The 14,830-nt window shown below is 74.4% G+C and carries 14 protein-coding genes; 5 read left to right on the forward strand and 9 right to left on the reverse strand.

Annotated elements, in window-relative coordinates; all coding sequences use genetic code 11:
* The first annotated feature begins 245 nt into the window (after positions 1-245).
* Positions 246-464, forward strand: a complete 219-nt coding sequence (locus tag RLT57_RS00425) for a hypothetical protein (protein ID WP_311295335.1) — start codon at positions 246-248, stop codon at positions 462-464.
* 141 nt (positions 465-605) lie between these two features.
* Positions 606-1,778: a PP2C family protein-serine/threonine phosphatase gene (locus tag RLT57_RS00430; RefSeq protein ID WP_311300515.1), complete on the forward strand. Its 1,173-nt coding sequence runs from the start codon at positions 606-608 to the stop codon at positions 1,776-1,778.
* A 22-nt stretch (positions 1,779-1,800) separates the two neighbouring features.
* On the opposite strand, the gene RLT57_RS00435 is transcribed toward RLT57_RS00430, so the two are convergent.
* The gene (locus RLT57_RS00435) at positions 1,801-2,508 is read right to left on the reverse strand and encodes a ribonuclease H family protein (protein WP_311295336.1); all 708 of its coding nucleotides are present in this window, start codon (positions 2,506-2,508) and stop codon (positions 1,801-1,803) included.
* Positions 2,509-2,678: 170 nt separating this feature from the next.
* On the opposite strand from RLT57_RS00435, the gene RLT57_RS00440 reads away from it, so the two are divergent.
* Entirely contained in the window at positions 2,679-4,640 is a 1,962-nt protein-coding gene (locus tag RLT57_RS00440) for an ATP-binding SpoIIE family protein phosphatase (RefSeq protein ID WP_311295337.1), read from the forward strand.
* Here the strand turns inward: RLT57_RS00440 and RLT57_RS00445 are convergent.
* From RLT57_RS00445 to RLT57_RS00475, 7 genes are all read right to left on the reverse strand, one after another.
* Positions 4,637-5,062: a response regulator gene (locus tag RLT57_RS00445; RefSeq protein WP_311295338.1), complete on the reverse strand. Its 426-nt coding sequence runs from the start codon at positions 5,060-5,062 to the stop codon at positions 4,637-4,639. The two genes, RLT57_RS00440 and RLT57_RS00445, sit on opposite strands and share 4 nt — an antisense overlap.
* The gene (locus RLT57_RS00450) at positions 5,059-6,288 is read right to left on the reverse strand and encodes a PAS domain-containing sensor histidine kinase (RefSeq protein WP_311295339.1); all 1,230 of its coding nucleotides are present in this window, start codon (positions 6,286-6,288) and stop codon (positions 5,059-5,061) included. Before RLT57_RS00450 ends, RLT57_RS00445 begins: the two co-directional genes overlap by 4 nt.
* Complete coding sequence (locus RLT57_RS00455; protein ID WP_311295340.1) at positions 6,285-6,944, reverse strand: response regulator transcription factor; 660 nt, start codon at positions 6,942-6,944, stop codon at positions 6,285-6,287. The genes RLT57_RS00450 and RLT57_RS00455 overlap by 4 nt, the downstream gene beginning before the upstream one ends.
* Positions 6,944-7,288: an STAS domain-containing protein gene (locus tag RLT57_RS00460; RefSeq protein WP_311295341.1), complete on the reverse strand. Its 345-nt coding sequence runs from the start codon at positions 7,286-7,288 to the stop codon at positions 6,944-6,946. The genes RLT57_RS00455 and RLT57_RS00460 overlap by 1 nt, the downstream gene beginning before the upstream one ends.
* A 110-nt stretch (positions 7,289-7,398) precedes the next feature.
* On the reverse strand, positions 7,399-8,766 hold the full coding sequence (locus RLT57_RS00465) for an NAD(P)/FAD-dependent oxidoreductase (protein ID WP_311295342.1): 1,368 nt from the start codon (positions 8,764-8,766) through the stop codon (positions 7,399-7,401).
* Between the two features lie 178 nt (positions 8,767-8,944).
* Positions 8,945-10,126 carry an SPFH domain-containing protein gene (locus RLT57_RS00470; protein WP_311295343.1) on the reverse strand — a complete coding sequence of 394 codons (1,182 nt, stop codon included), beginning with the start codon at positions 10,124-10,126 and terminating at the stop codon, positions 8,945-8,947.
* Between the two features lie 24 nt (positions 10,127-10,150).
* Positions 10,151-10,384, reverse strand: a complete 234-nt coding sequence (locus tag RLT57_RS00475) for a hypothetical protein (RefSeq protein WP_311295344.1) — start codon at positions 10,382-10,384, stop codon at positions 10,151-10,153.
* A 271-nt stretch (positions 10,385-10,655) separates the two neighbouring features.
* Between RLT57_RS00475 and nhaA the strand changes: the two genes are divergently transcribed.
* Positions 10,656-12,557: a Na+/H+ antiporter NhaA gene (gene nhaA / locus RLT57_RS00480; RefSeq protein ID WP_399127756.1), complete on the forward strand. Its 1,902-nt coding sequence runs from the start codon at positions 10,656-10,658 to the stop codon at positions 12,555-12,557.
* 67 nt (positions 12,558-12,624) lie between these two features.
* On the opposite strand, the gene RLT57_RS00485 is transcribed toward nhaA, so the two are convergent.
* Positions 12,625-12,855, reverse strand: a complete 231-nt coding sequence (locus tag RLT57_RS00485) for a DUF6296 family protein (protein WP_311295346.1) — start codon at positions 12,853-12,855, stop codon at positions 12,625-12,627.
* Positions 12,856-13,469: 614 nt separating this feature from the next.
* Here RLT57_RS00485 and RLT57_RS00490 point away from each other — a divergent pair.
* Positions 13,470-14,828: a bifunctional o-acetylhomoserine/o-acetylserine sulfhydrylase gene (locus RLT57_RS00490; protein WP_311295347.1), complete on the forward strand. Its 1,359-nt coding sequence runs from the start codon at positions 13,470-13,472 to the stop codon at positions 14,826-14,828.
* The last annotated feature ends 2 nt before the right edge of the window (positions 14,829-14,830 follow it).

Raw genomic sequence — 14,830 nt, forward strand, 5'->3', positions numbered from 1 at the left:
CCGGCTCTACCCGCCGGAACCGCCCCGTTCACCCGAATATCGGTGAGTCGCGTGGCGCCGCCCGCCGACCGGGTCCCCCGCGGGAGTGAACGGCGGACATCGCCGCATACCGGCAGGTACCGGCGAAGATCGGCAGACGCGGACGAAGGCCACCGCACGGCGCGGACTCGGCGGACGGCGCGCCAGGACACAGCCTGACGTGATCGAATAGGCCGCACGCCGCAGGCACATGAAAGAAGGCACCGATGTCGCTGCCCCCCGACGCGTGGCACCCCGGCCTCCCCGGCCGGCGCCGCGCGCCGTACGCGCACCCGTACCGCCGCCCGGTCCCGCCCGCACCGGAGCGGTCCGCGCGGCCCGCGGGCGCCGAGGACGTCGGGGCCGCCCCCCGCACCGGTGTGGTACGGGCGTCGGGCGGGCACTGGACGGGAGCCGCCGTGCGGCTCGGGACGTCGAACCGGTAACGGAAGGTGAAGTCCGGACAGGCGGGTGACGGTGACGGCCCTAGCCTGGAAGACACGCGGGAAGGAGAAGTCACCGTGCTGCGACGAGTCCCCGACGGCCGGCGCCCCCCGCACCGCGCGGGCGGCCTCCTCGGCACGGCCATGGGCGCGGCAGCCCGGTCCGGGGAGCACGGGGTGCCGCTGCCGCTGACCGTGCTGCCGTACGCGGTGATGGCGCTGGTCGCCGTGGTGGACGGGGTGGCGGGCGCGAGCGTCGGCCTGCTGCCGCTGGTCTCGCTCGGGCCGGCCTTCGCCGGGCTGATCGGCACCTGGGTGCGTACCGCGGTGATCGGGGCGCTGGCGGTGGCCGTGGTGTGCGCGCTGGGCGTGGCGGACGGGCTGTTCGCCGAGCGGCGGGGTTTCGCCGCCATCGGCGCGGTGATCGGCGTCACCGTCGCGGGCGTGATCGCCGCGGTGACCCGGCAGCGGCGCGAGGCGGAGCTGGCCAGCGTACGGTCGATCGCCGAGGTCGCCCAGCGGGTGCTGCTGCGCCCGGTGCCGCGCAGCGCGGGGCACCTGCGGGCGGCCGTCTCGTACACCTCGGCGGTGGCCGAGGCGCGGATCGGCGGCGACCTGTACGAGGTGGTGGCCTCGCCCGCCGGGGTCCGGGTGATCATCGGCGATGTGCAGGGCAAGGGCCTGGAGGCGGTCGAGACGGCCGCGGTGGTGCTGGGCGCGTTCCGGGAGGCGGCGTACGACGAGAAGACCCTGGAGGGGGTCGGGGAGCGGGTGCAGCGCGCCGCCGACCGCACGGTCAGCGGGGGCGAGAAGTTCGTCACGGCGCTGATGGCCGAGATCAGCCCGCAGGACGGCACGACGCTGCTCAACTTCGGGCACCCGCCGCCGATGGTGGTCTCCCCCGACGGCACGGTGGTCTTCCCCGAGCCGCCGGTGTACTCGCTGCCGCTGGGCCTCGGCATGCGCCAGGCGGAGTCGGCGGTCCCCTTCGCGGTGTCGTTCCGACCGGGCGACCAGCTGCTGCTGTACACCGACGGCGTCACCGAGGCGCGGAACGCGGCCGGGGCGTTCTACCCGCTGGCCGGGCGCGCCCCGCTGCTGTCCGAGGCGGACCCGGAGCACGCGCTGGAGGTGCTGCGCGCGGATCTGATCCGGCATACCGAGGGCCCGCTGCACGACGACGCGGCGATGCTGCTGCTGCGCTACCGCGAACCGGCCATCCTGCCGGCCGACCGCGTCGTGGGCGCCACCATGGCCGATCTCTCGGGCGACGGCGGCGACGGCGACGAACCCGTGGCGGGGGCCGCCGCCTCCTGAGCCGCGGGCACGCGGCGCCGGGTCAGCGGCAGTCGGGATGGCCCCAGCCGTCGCCGTTCTTCGTGATCGGCTCGCCGGGCGCGTAGGCGCGTCCGCAGCGGCACCTGCCGGGGTACTTCGCCTTCAGCGTGCGGGGCGGCCCGGCGTTCTTGGCCGGCTTCCGGGAGGAGCCGGCCGGCCCGGCGGCGGACGCCGCGCCGGAGGTGCGGACCGGGCCGGACGCCCCCCCGCCGCCGGTGGCCGACGGCGGCGGCGGGGGTGAGCCGAGGCCGCTGCCCGCGGCCTGCTGGGTGACGGCGGCCTGGCTCGCGGCACGGTCGGCGAAGTCGTTGAGCCGGTCGCCGCCGACCTGGTGCGCGGGGACGTAGCGGAACTCGACCGGGCGGCCGGTGAGCAGCCCGTCGATCCTGACCACCAGGTCCTGGTTGGCGACGGGCTTGCCGGCCGAGGTCTTCCAGCCCTTGCGCTTCCAGCCGGGCAGCCAGGTGGTGACGGCCTTCATCGCGTACTGGGAGTCCATCCGGATCTCCAGCGGCGCCGCCGGGTCCGCGGCGGCCAGCAGCCGCTCCAGGGCGGTCAGCTCGGCGACGTTGTTGGTGGCGGTGCCCAGCGGCCCCGCCTCCCAGCGGACCGGCTCGCCCGACCCGTCGGCGATGACCCATGCCCAGCCGGCCGGTCCCGGATTGCCCTTGGATGCCCCGTCACACGCGGCGATGATGCGCTCGACCACCCCCCGATCATGCCAGTCCGCCGGGGTCCGCCCGTACCTCGCCCCCGGACGCCTCCCGCGGGCCGGGCGCGGGCGGCCCGGCTACGGCGTTCGCGCGTCCCGGACTGCGGGAGGCACGACGGGGACGGAGCATGGGGGTACGGCACGCGAACCGGACGAAAGGGCGTCGGATGGGCGGTGGAGGAGACGAGCCCGCGCCGGAGCAGGACAGATCCGGCCGGGACCCGGACCGGGGGCAGGACGCGCCGGCGCGGGACACCGGCCGGCAGGGACCGGACCGGCGTCCGCGGGAGGGGCGGCCGGACGCGTGGGCCCCGGACGGGGGTGCGCCCGGCCCGGGGACACCCCTCGCCGGGCAGCCGGACGCCTCGGACCAGGACCTGTCCGAACTGCGGCAGATCGACGCGCTGAACCGGCTCGACCCGGCACGGCCCGGCGGCGCGCCGCCCGAGTCCGGCGCCCGGCGCCGCGACCTCCAGGTGTTCGGCGCCGGGCACGATCTCGCCGGGGCCGACTCGCTGACCGACGTGCTGAAGGCGGTGGCGCGGCTGCGCGCGCCGGACTTCGACCTGGACGGCCTGGCGGTGTTCGCGGTGACAGGGAGGTTCCTGGACAGCGTGGGCCAGCACGGTTTCCGGCGCCCGGACACCCGTCGCACGGTGCGGATATCGCTGTCGACGCGGTACCCGGCCGTCGACGTCGTCAGGAGCGGGCAGCCGGTGTACCTGCCGACCGCCGCCGCGTACCGCGAGCGCTATCCGGCGGCCTGGCCGATGACCGCGCTCGTGGGCCGCACGGCCTGGGCGTTCCTGCCGCTGGTGACGGCCGGGCGGATCACCGGGGTGTGGCTGGCGGCCTTCCGAACGCCGGTGGGGTTCACCGCGCAGGAGAGGGCTCTGCTGATGGCGACCGCCCGGCTGCTGGCCCAGGCGCTGGAGCGCACCCGCACCGGTGAGGCGGAGCTGGCGCTGTCCCGGGGCCTGCGGCGCAGTATGGGCGCGGTGGATCCGGCGCTGCCGGGGCTGACCCTGGCCACGCGCTACGTGCCCACCGGCGGCGGGCTGGTGGTCGGCGGCGACTGGTACGACTGCATCAACCTGCCGACCGGGCGGCTGGGGCTGGTCGTCGGCGACGTGCAGGGCCACGACGTGCACGCGGCCGGGCTGATGGCCCAGCTGCGGACGGCGGTGCACGCCTACGCGGCCGAGGGGCACGGGCCGGACGCGGTGCTGTCGCGGACCTCGCGTTTTCTGACCGCCCTGGACGCGGACCGGTTCGCCACCTGCCTCTACGTCGACGCCGACCCGGCGACCGGTGTGCTGCAAATCGCCAGGGCCGGGCATCCGCACCCGGTGCTGCGGATGCCGGACGGCACGTGTGTGATCAAGCACATCCGCGGCGGGCTGCCGCTGGGGCTGATGCCCGACGCGGACGACTACCCGGTCAGCGTGGTGGAGCTGCGTCCCGAGGAGGTGATGCTGCTGTGCACCGACGGGCTGATCGAGACCGGCGGGTTCGACATGTACACGGGCTGGGTCCGGGTCAGGGACGCCCTGGTACCGGGTCCCGCGGACGACCTGGAGGCGATGGCCGACCGGCTGATCCAGGCGGTCGGCAGCCCGATGTCCGGGACCGACGACGCTCGGCTCCCGCCGCGCAACGAGGACGACATCGCGCTGCTCCTGCTGCGCCGGGACAGCGGGCCGCAGCCGGCCGCGGTGCCCGAGCGGCGGCTGGTGCTGGCGATCGAGCAGGACCAGGCGGAGGGGGTGGCCGAGGCCCGCACCGAGTTGCGGTCGCTGCTGCACGACTGGGCGCGGCCCGACCAGGTGGACACCGCGGTGCTGCTGTCGTCCGAGCTGCTGGGCAACGTCCTGATGCACACCGACCAGCCGGCCGCGCTGGTGGCGACCGTCACCGGGAAGCCGGGCCGGCGGACCCTGCGGGTGGAGGTGGCCGACAGCGGCGACGGGCTGCCGCACCAGCGGGCGCCCGGTGAGATGGCCTCGTCCGGGCGCGGTCTGGTGCTGCTGGACATCCTGTCCGACCAGTGGGGCGTACGGCCGAAGCCGGAGGGCAAGACGGTGTGGTTCGCGATGCAGGAGGCCGGGGACCCCGGCGAGGAGGGCTAGGGTCTGTCGGCGGGGCCGGGCGGGGACAGGGCGGCGGACGGGCGGCCGACGCGGCGGACGGCGGCCAGGAACTCGGCGTTGGTCGCGCCCTTGACCAGGTACTCCCTGGCGCCCGCGGACCGCATCGAGGCGACCGTGCCGGCGTCGGCGTACGCGGAGAAGGCCAGGATGCCGGTGTCGGGGGCGGTGTGGGCGATCCGGCGGGCGGTCTCGGGGCCGCCGCCGGGGAAGCGCACGTCCAGCACCACGACGTGCGGTCGCAGCAGGGTGACGAGCCGGACCGCGTCGTCGGTGTCGGCGGCCGAGCCGGCCGGTTCCAGGTCCGGCTGGGCCGCCAGGAGCTCGGTCAGGACGTCGCGGAGCAGGTCGTTGTCGTCGCAGACCAGCACGCGCAGCACGGCGGGGTCGGGCGGCCCGGTCACGACGGCTGTTCTGCGGCGGGCAGGCCGTCGGCCTCGGTCAGCGGACCGGTGGGGGCGGCCGGCAGGTCCGGCACCCAGAACTCCACCGTCGTGCCCGTGCCGGCCACACCCCGGATGGTCCACCAGCCGCCGGCCGTCTCGGCCCGCTCCCGCATCTCCATCACACCGAAGTGCGGGTGCACGGCGTGCGCCGCCAGGCCCTTGCCGTTGCCGTCGTCGATGACCCGGGTCAGCAGGCCGCCGTCGACGGAGTGGAGTTCCAGCCGTACGGTCGCGGCCCGCGCGTGCTTGCGGACGTTGAGCAGGGCCTCCTGGACGATGCGGAAGACGGTGATGGCGGTCTCCGGCGCCGGCTCGTGCCGCAGACCGTGGGTGAACTCCGAGGCCAGGCCCCAGCCGCCCACCACGTCCTCCAGGTGCAGGGCGAGCGACTCGACCAGGCCGTGCCGGTCGATGCCCGGCGGGTGCAGCCGGAAGGTGAGGTCGCGCAGCCGGGTGACGGCCTCGCGGACGGACGCGTCCAGCCGGGCGAGTTCGCGCGCGTAGGGCTCGGGGGCCTGGTCGGCGAGGAGCTGGAGCCGCATACCGACCGCGACCATCGACTGGATCGAGTCGTCGTGGACGTCCCAGGCGATCCGCCGGCGCTCCATCTCCTGCGCCTGCACCAGGTGGGCGAAGAGCCGGCGGCGGTCGCTGAGCTCCTGCTCGGCGGCACGGCGTTCGGTCATGTCGCGGGTGACCTTGCCGAAGCCGCGCAGCACACCGGACTCGTCGAAGAGGGCGGTGATCACCACATTGGCCCAGAAGCGGGTGCCGTCCTTGCGGATCCGCCAGCCCTCGTCCTCCAGCCGGCCCTCGGCCACGGCGATCTCCAGCTCCCGGTACGGCTTACGGGCGGCTATGTCCTCGGGCGGGTAGAAGACGGAGAAGTGCTTGCCGGTGATCTCCTCGGCCCGGTAGCCCTTGATCCGTTCGGCGCCCGCGTTCCAGCTGCTGATGTGCCCGCCGGGGTCGAGCATGAAGATGCCGTAGTCCAGCACGCTCTGGACCAGCAGCCTGAACGCGGTCTCGGAGGACATGGGGACGGGGTGGGCCGGGTCCGGCGGGGCCTCCCCGGGCGCCGCTTCCGGCGGGTGCGCCGGGGCCGGGTCCTTCGGGCCCGCGTCCTGCGGCGGGCGCGGGCTCTCCTGCGGCGGGCCTTCCTCCGGCGGGCGGGGGCCGCTCACCGCAGCAGTCCTTCGCGGCGGGCGGTGGTGACGGCCTCCAGTTGGGTACGCGCGTCCAGCTTCTCCAGGACCCGCTGGATGTGGTTGCGGGCGGTGTTGACCGCCACGCCGAGCCGCCGGCTGATCTCGGCGCTGCCGAGCCCCTCGCCGAGCAGGTCCAGCGTCTCGCGTTCGCGGGGGGTGAGGGTGGCGCCGCGGTCGGGGGCGCGGCCGGTGAGACGTTCGAGCACCGCGCCGAGCAGGCCCTTGCTGAAGGCGATCTCGCCGGCCGCCACCCGCCGTACCGCGTCCTGGAGCTCGTCGAGGTTGTCTGCCTTGAGGATCAGTCCGGCGCCGCCGGCCTCGGCGACCCTGGTGGCGACCGTGATGGTGCCCTCGCCGGCCAGTACCAGGACCCGGCAGTGCGGGGCGGCGGCCCTCAGTCCGACGATGCAGTCGATGCCGTCGCCGTCCGGCAGCCGCCGGTCGAGCAGCACCACGTCGGGGCGCAGCCGCGCGGTGTCGGCCAGCGCGGCGGCGATCGACGCGCTGCGGGCGACGACCCGCAGGTCGGCGGTGCGGTCCAGGGCCATCCGGATGGCCTCGGCCACCATGTCGTGGTCCTCGACCAGCACGATCCTGATGGACGCGGACGGCGGGATCTCGGGGGGTGGCATCAAAGGATCCTCGGTGGCAGGCGCTGGCCGGTGTGGGAGAGGAGGTCGTCCACGCCGGCCAGTCCGAACAGCCGGGTGAGCTGGGCGCGGACGCCCTCCAGTCGCAGCTCCACACCGGACTGGCGTGCCGCGGCCTCGGCCTCCAGTAGCACGTTGAGGCCGGCGCAGTCGCAGAACCGCAGATCCCACAGGTCGAGCACCAGCTGCTGCGGGCGCCGGGAGAAGCCCTCGGCGAGGGCGGTGCGCAGCGGCTGGGCGCCGTCGAGGTCGAGCTCGCCGACGAGGACGAGCGTCACCCGGGCAGCGGCACGCTCCGCCGTCACCTGGAGCGCCGGGGCGGTCATCACTTGGTCCCTGTCTCTGTCTGTACGGACGACACCAGAACAGACTAGTGCGTCTGCACTAGAAGGGGAACCTCTTCTTGCATCGGACCGGGTGGCGGCCCCGGCCCGGCCTACCGCGGGCGGGCGGTCAGGGCCCGTGTGTGCTCGCGCACCTGCTCCGGGCTGAGATAGGAGTCGGTGTGCTCGAAGTCGCGCAGGGCGCCCTGCGCGCCGGACAGGAACCCGGTGCGGACGAAGTCGTCGCCGGCCACCGCGTTGAGCACCCAGTTGGTGAGCACCCGGGTCCTGGCGACGTTGGTGCGCAGCGCCGACCAGTGGTAGCCGCGGGCGACCGCCTGGGCGGGCAGGCCGCGCAGCTCGATGCCGAACGGCTTGGACACCGCGTCCTTGCCGCCGAGGTCGACGACCAGGCCGAGGTCCTTGTGGGTGTAGGGGCGCAGCGGCTGCCGGCGCAGTGCGGCGATGACGTTGTCGGCGACCCTGCGGCCCTGGCGCATGGCGTGCTGCGCGGTGGGCGGGCAGACCGCGGCGTCCTCGCCCTTGGCCAGGTCGGGCACCGCCGCGGCGTCGCCGAGGGCGAACACCCCGTCCTGGCCCGGCAGGGTCATCTCGGCGGTGACGGCGAGCCGGCCGCGTACCGTCTCCGCGCCCAGGGTGGCGATCAGCGGGCTCGCCGCGACGCCCGCGGTCCAGATGAGGGTGCGGCAGGGCAGCACCCGGCCGTCGGTGAGGGTGACCTCCTCGGCGCCCGCCTTCTGGACGGAGACGCCGAGGGAGACCTCGACGCCGCGGTCCTGAAGGACCTTCAGCGCGCTGGCGCCCAGCTTGTCGCCGAGTTCGGGCATCAGCTTGGGGGCGATGTCGATCAGGTGCCACTTGATGAGCGCGGGGTCCAGCCGGGGGTAGCGTTTGACCGCGGTGCCGGTCAGCCGCTGGAGGCAGGCCGCGGTCTCGGTGCCCGCGTAGCCGCCGCCGACCACGACGAACTGCAGCCGGGAGGCGCGCTCGGCCTCGTCGTGGCTGGCATCGGCGAGGTCGAGCTGGGCGATCACGTGGTCGCGGACGAAGGCGGCCTCGGCAAGGGTCTTCATGCCGCGGGCGTTGTCGGCCAGGCCGGGGATGTCGAAGGTGCGGGTGACGCTGCCGGGCGCCAGCACGATGTGGTCGTAGCGTTCGTCGACGGTCTCGCCGGTGATCTTGCGGATCACGCAGACCTTGGCCGCGGTGTCCACGCCGACGGCGCCGCCGGGGATGATCCGGGTGCGGAACCTGCCGCTGCGGCGCAGCGAGACCGCGATCGACTGCGGGGTCAGCACGCCGGAGGCCACCTGTGGCAGCAGCGGCAGGTAGAGCTGATAGGAGAACGGCGTCACCAGCGCGACATCGGCCTCGGCGGAGCCGAGCCGGCGCTCCAGCCGCCGCACGCACTCCACTCCGGCGAATCCGGCGCCCACCACAAGGATCTTCGGTCGTGCCACGGTATCCGTCCCTTCTCGGCTCAGGCGGTCCTAGGCACACCTGCCCAGCCGGCGCGGCCTCGCACCTCCTGGCCCGTCCGGTGGCGGCCCGGTCCGCGGCCGGACGGCACCGGACCGGGACCCGGCCGGGTGGCGGACGCGCCCGGTCGGGGCCCGGCTGCCGGCACCCGGCCGATGCCTAGCGGATGTCGACCGGCCCGTCCGAGGACCTGTTGCCGCCGCGGTCCCGCCCGGCGGCGTCGCCGCGCAGGGCGACCTCGCCGGCCGCCTGCGCGCCCTCGCCGTTGCCGAGGTTCTTGCGGACCGAGTCCAGGATGGTCAGGCCCTGGCTGACCAGGCCCGCCGCGATCTCGCTGAGGCCGTCGGCGCCGTTGAGCACGTTGACGTTGGCGCCGGACAGGCCGGCCGCCGCCTCCTTGACGATCAGCGGCAGCTGGTCGATGAGCATCCGGTCCAGCGCGACCCGGTCGTGCGAGGCGGCGGCTTCCGCCTGGATGCGCATCCGCTCGGCCTCGGCGACGGCCAGCACCCGAATCCGCTCCGCCTCGGCCTCGGCCGGCTTGACGATCTCCGCGACGAGCTGCTGCTGGCGCAGTTCGGCGGCGCGCAGCGCCAGTTCGGTCTGAGCGGCGAGCACCTCCTGCTGGGCGTGCGCCTGGGCCAGTGGGCCGGCCTGCGCGGACTGCGCCTGCGCCCGGTCCACCTCGGCGTTGTACTGGGCCTGGACGACCGCGGTCTGCCGGGCGTACTCGGCCTGGTTGCGGGCCGCGGCCTGCTGGGCCTCGGCGGACGCCTGGGTGGCCTGGGCCTGCGCGATCTGCGCCTGCCGCTGGATGGCCGCCTTGTGCGGCGCGGACATCGCGTCGATGTAGCCGGTGGCGCCGTCGTCGATGGACTGGATCTGCAGCGAGTCGACGGTGAGCCCGATCTTGCCCATCTCCGTCTTGGAGGTCTCCAGCACCTCGGTGGCGAGCTTCTGCCGCTCGGTGACGATCTCCTCCACCGTCATCGAGCCGATAATGGACCGCAGGTGGCCGGCGAAGATCCGGCCGGTGAGCACCGACATCTGGTCCTGGTCGGACAGGAACCGCTGCCCGGCGTTGACGATGCTCTCGTGGTCGTTGCCGACCTTGAACGCGATGACGGCCGTGACACTCAGCGCGATGCCCTGCTTGGTGACGCAGGTCTCCGAGACCTCGGCCTCGCACATGGCGAGGGTCAGGAAGCGGGTCTTGCGGAACACCGGGGGCACGAACTTGCCGTGCCCGGTCACGACCCGGAACGGCGCACCCCCAAGACCTCGTCGGCCGCCCGAGATCAGCATCGCCTCATCGGGTGCGGGAACGCGATAACCGAACATCCTCTGTCTCCTTCGTAGCGCGGCTCAGCCGGCCGGCGCTTCCAGGGGGTCGGCCCACTCGATGACGTCCACCTGCCGGGTGCCGCGGGAATCCACCACGAGCACCGTCGAGCCCCTGGGCAGGGGATCCTCGGACCAGGCGAGGAACGCCTCGGACCCGCCCCGGACCCGGACCAGGACCTCTCCCGGTCCGGCGCTCCCCCGGGTGGCGATGAGCAGTTCCCCGGTGCAGCCGATCACAGCGTCGTCCCGCGCCATCGACGGCCGCCCCCTCGTCGTCGTGCTGAACTCCTCGACGTGACCATCCTCCCACCTGGAATCGTTCCGCGGTCGGCGGCGGTCCTTACGGAATACGCCGGCCGCACGCCGGCGGTTCCCGCCGCCCGGCAATCGTGGTGGACCGGCCGCGGCGCGGACCGGGCGGGGCGGCGGCGCGGGCGGCGGGAGCGGATCCGGCCGGTGACCGGGCGCGTGTCCGCCGCCGGCTCGTGCCAAGGTGTGGGCAGGCATCGTAGTGGTGGGAGGCTGGATGTTCCGGGGCCTTACTGCGTCCTTGACGAGTCGGACCGAGCACGACCGTACGACCGCGGCCTCGGCGTGGGCGTACATCCGCACCGAGACCGGCAGCGCGGCCGTGCTGCTGGCCGCGACGGTGGCGGCGCTGATCTGGGTGAACGTGGCGCCCGACAGCTACGAGACGCTGTGGCACACCCGCCTGTCGGTGCGGCTGGGCGGCCACGGGGTCGACCTGGACCTGCGCGACTGGGTGAACAGCGGCCTGATGACGCTGTTCTTCCTGGTGGTCGGGCTGGAGGCGCGCCGCGAGTTCGACATGGGTGAGCTGCGCGACCGGCGCCGCATCCCGCTGCCGCTGCTGGCCGGGATCTGCGGCATGGTGGTGCCGGTGGCGATCTACCTGGCGGTGAACGCCGGCCGCTCCTCGGCGCACGGCTGGGGCACCGCGATGTCCACCGACACCGCGTTCGCGCTGGGCATGCTGACGCTGCTCGGCTCGCGGTTCCCGCGCCGGCTGCACACCTTCATCCTGACCGTCGCGGTGGTGGACGACTTCGTGGCGCTGGCGGTGATCGCGGTGGCGTACAGCGATCACATCTCCTGGACGGCGCTGCTGATCGGTGTGGGCGTGCTGGCGGTCGCGGCGGTCGTGCGCGGCTACGGGGTGCGGCGCGGCCTGGTGTACGGGGTGCTGGGAGTCACGGCGTGGGTGGCGTTCCTGCACTCCGGGGTGGACCCGCTGGTGGTCGGCCTGCTCCTCGGCCTGATGTCGTACGCGTATCCGGCGTCCCGGGACGCGCTGGAGCGGGCCACCGGCCTGTTCCGGTCCTTCCGGGAGCAGCCAACCGCCGAGTTGGAGCGGGAGGCCCGGCTCGGCATCGCCTCGGCGCTGTCGCCCAACGACCGGTTGCAGCGGCTGTGGCACCCGTGGAGCAGCTACGTGATCGTGCCGCTGTTCGCGCTGGCCAACGCCGGGATCCAGATCAGCGGTCCGCTGCTGAGGGAAGCCTTCACCTCGCCGATCACGCTGGGCATCCTGCTCGGCTACGGGCTGGGCAAGCCGATCGGCATCTTCGGGGCGTCGGCGCTCAGTACCCGGCTGAGCCGGGGCCGGATGCGGCCGCCGGTGGGCTGGGGGGCGGTGCTGGGCGGCGGTTCCATCGCGGGCATCGGCTTCACCGTGTCGCTGCTGATCGCCACCCTCGCCTTCCACGGCCGGCAGCTGGACCAGGCGAAGATCGGGGTGCTGAGCGCGGTCGTCTTCGCCATGCTGGCCACCACGGCGATCGCGCTGGTGGCGGCGCGGCTGCCCGAGGAGCGGCGGGCGCGGGCGATGCTGGGCACCGCGCAGTCGGTGGTGGACCTGGCCGACCCGGTGGACTCCGGGCGCGACCACGTGCGCGGGCCGATGGACGCGCCGGTCACCGTGGTGGAGTACGGCGACTTCGAGTGCCCCTACTGCGGGCAGGCCGAGGACGTGGTCCGCGAGCTGCTCGCCGACTTCGGCGACGTGCGGTACGTGTGGCGGCACCTGCCGCTGCCCGATGTGCACCCGCACGCCCAACTGGCGGCCGAGGCGTCGGAGGCGGCCTCGCTCCAGGGCCGGTTCTGGGACATGCACGACAGGCTGTTCGAGAACCAGGAGGCGCTGAACGTCAAGGATCTTCTGCGGTACGCCGCCGAGATCGGGCTGGACGTGGACGCCTTCCGGGCGGCGCTGAGGTCGCGGGCGGGCCGGCCGGAGGTGGCGCGGGACCTGGAGTCGGCCGACGAGAGCGGGGTGTCGGGCACCCCGACGTTCTTCGTCAACGGCCGCCGCCACCACGGCGCCTACGACATCGCGAGCCTGTCGGCGTCGGTGATGGCGGCGCGCGACCGGGTGCTGCTGGTGGAGGGCGGCCGGCGGCGGGCATGACGCCCGGGGCACGCCGCGGCGGGCGGAGCCGGTCCACCGGGGCCGGGTCCGCCCGCCGCGGGCGCCGTCAGCTGGTCGGGGGGCGGATGACGCGGGGTACCGCGGGAGCCTGCTGGCCGCCGCTGGCCACCATCCGGATCTCGCCCTCCGCGTTGATCTCGGCGCGGACGATACCGGTCTCGTCCTCGTAGATCGGCGCGCCGCTCGCGCCCGACTGCTGCGTGCGATGGACGGTGACACGGTCGTGCCCGGCCGCCGGCTCCTCGAAGAGGAGTTCGTAGGTTTCCGGGTATTCCATGCGTACCTCCCGACAGGCGGTGCGGGATCCTGGTGCCCCGCCGCCCGTTCCGCCGGCCTTTCACCGGACCTGTCCATGATGCCCCGGCCCGGCCGATGCCGCCTATCCGGAGCAGTGGTCACCCGCCGTGAGCACGCGGAACAGGCCGCGGCCGGCCCGGCGGGCCCGGTTGCGTACGCCACGGCGGGCCGCCCCGCCGGCCGGGCGGTGGGAGACCGAGGTCATACCGGGTAGCCCGGCCGACTTGGCCCGCGGGGCAGACGGGCGGGGTGGCGCTGTGGTTCGATGGCCGCATGACGCCACTCGTGATGCGCCGCCACGTGGACTACGTGCGGGTCACGAACATGGCCTGTCCCGTCGCGCGCTGACCGCGCGCCCCCGGCGTCCGCCTTCCCCGGCCGCCGGACGCATCGCCCGGCCACTCCCCCTGAGGGGTGCGGGCCCGCCCCCGCCGCAGGACGCCGGCCGGTCGCGTGCCCGGCGCCCCGCGTGGCCGGGTGCGGGCCCGCGATGCCGCACCTTCACCGACCCCGTCCAGGCCCCCCCGGAGGGTCCTGGCAGCTGTGCCGACCGAGCCGCACAGCCTCACCGCATGCCACTGAGGGAGCACCACCATGAGCCAGCCCACCGACTCCGTGACCGCGGGGCACACCCCGGACCAGACCCCGGCGGACGACCTGCCCGACTGGTCGTTCGAGACCCAGCAGGTGCACGCCGGCGCGCAGCCCGACCCGGCGACCGGGGCACGGGCGGTGCCGATCTACCAGACGACGTCCTTCGTGTTCCGCGACACCCGGCACGCCGCCGACCTGTTCTCGCTGGCCGAGCCCGGCAACATCTACACCCGCATCCACAACCCGACGCAGGACGTGTTCGAGCAGCGGATCGCCGCGCTGGAGGGCGGGGTCGCCGCCGTGGCGGTGGCCTCGGGGCAGGCCGCGGAGACGCTGGCGCTGCTGACGCTGGCCGGCGCGGGGGACCACATCGTGTCGAGCGCGTCGCTGTACGGCGGCACGTACAACCTGTTCCGCCACACGCTGCCCAAGTTCGGCCTCGAGGTGTCCTTCGTCGACGACCCGGACGACATCGAGGCGTGGCGGGCCGCGGTCCGGCCGAACACCAAGGCGTTCTTCGCCGAGACGCTCGGCAACCCGCGCGGCAACGTTCTCGACGTACGGGCGGTGGCCGACGCGGCGCACGCCGCCGGAGTGCCGCTGATCGTGGACAACACGGTGCCCACGCCGTTCCTGCTGCGGCCGATCGAGCACGGCGCGGACGTCGTGGTGCACTCGGCGACGAAGTTCCTCGGCGGCCACGGCACGACCATCGGCGGCGTGGTGGTGGACGGCGGCACCTTCGACTTCGGGGCGCACGCCGAGCGCTTCGCGGACTTCACCGCCCCGGACCCCAGTTACCACGGACTCCAGTACTGGCCGGCGCTGGGGCCCGGCGCGTTCGCCGTCAAGCTGCGGGTGCAGCTGCTGCGCGACCTCGGCCCGGCGCTGTCCCCGCACTCGGCGTTCCTGCTGCTCCAGGGGGTGGAGACGCTGTCGCTGCGGCTGGAGCGGCACTCCGCCAACGCGCTGGCGCTCGCGCAGTGGCTCCAGGAGCGGGACGAGGTGTCGGTGGTGCACTACCCGGGGCTGGCGTCGAGCCGCTGGCACGAGGCCGCGCAGCGCTATCTGCCGCGCGGTTCGGGTGCCGTGCTGGCCTTCGAGCTGCGCGACGGGGCCGAGGCCGGCAGGAATTTCGTGGACGCCGTGCGGCTCTTCAGTCACTTGGCTAACATCGGCGACGTGCGCAGTCTGATCATCCACCCGGCATCGACCACTCACAGCCAGCTCGACGCGGAGCAGCTCGCCGCGACCGGCACCTCGCCGGGGCTGGTGCGGCTGTCGGTCGGCATCGAGAACCTGGACGACCTCAAGGCCGACCTGGAGGCGGGTTTCCGCTCGGCGAAGGCCGCGTCCTGAGC

Source organism: Streptomyces sp. ITFR-21 (genome assembly GCF_031844685.1).
Classification (GTDB): Bacteria; Actinomycetota; Actinomycetes; order Streptomycetales; family Streptomycetaceae; genus Actinacidiphila.

Excerpts from the sequence above, each read along its gene's own strand:
- RLT57_RS00425 (WP_311295335.1), top strand. The coding sequence starts at position 246 with ATGTCGCTGCCCCCCGACGCGTGGCACCCCGGCCTCCCCGGCCGGCGC.
- RLT57_RS00475 (WP_311295344.1), bottom strand. The coding sequence starts at position 10,384 with ATGGCGCGGGACGACGCTGTGATCGGCTGCACCGGGGAACTGCTCATC.
- RLT57_RS00490 (WP_311295347.1), top strand. The coding sequence starts at position 13,470 with ATGAGCCAGCCCACCGACTCCGTGACCGCGGGGCACACCCCGGACCAG.
- RLT57_RS00455 (WP_311295340.1), bottom strand. The coding sequence starts at position 6,944 with ATGCCACCCCCCGAGATCCCGCCGTCCGCGTCCATCAGGATCGTGCTG.
- RLT57_RS00485 (WP_311295346.1), bottom strand. The coding sequence starts at position 12,855 with ATGGAATACCCGGAAACCTACGAACTCCTCTTCGAGGAGCCGGCGGCC.
- RLT57_RS00440 (WP_311295337.1), top strand. The coding sequence starts at position 2,679 with ATGGGCGGTGGAGGAGACGAGCCCGCGCCGGAGCAGGACAGATCCGGC.
- RLT57_RS00470 (WP_311295343.1), bottom strand. The coding sequence starts at position 10,126 with ATGTTCGGTTATCGCGTTCCCGCACCCGATGAGGCGATGCTGATCTCG.
- nhaA (WP_399127756.1), top strand. The coding sequence starts at position 10,656 with ATGTTCCGGGGCCTTACTGCGTCCTTGACGAGTCGGACCGAGCACGAC.
- RLT57_RS00430 (WP_311300515.1), top strand. The coding sequence starts at position 606 with ATGGGCGCGGCAGCCCGGTCCGGGGAGCACGGGGTGCCGCTGCCGCTG.
- RLT57_RS00460 (WP_311295341.1), bottom strand. The coding sequence starts at position 7,288 with ATGACCGCCCCGGCGCTCCAGGTGACGGCGGAGCGTGCCGCTGCCCGG.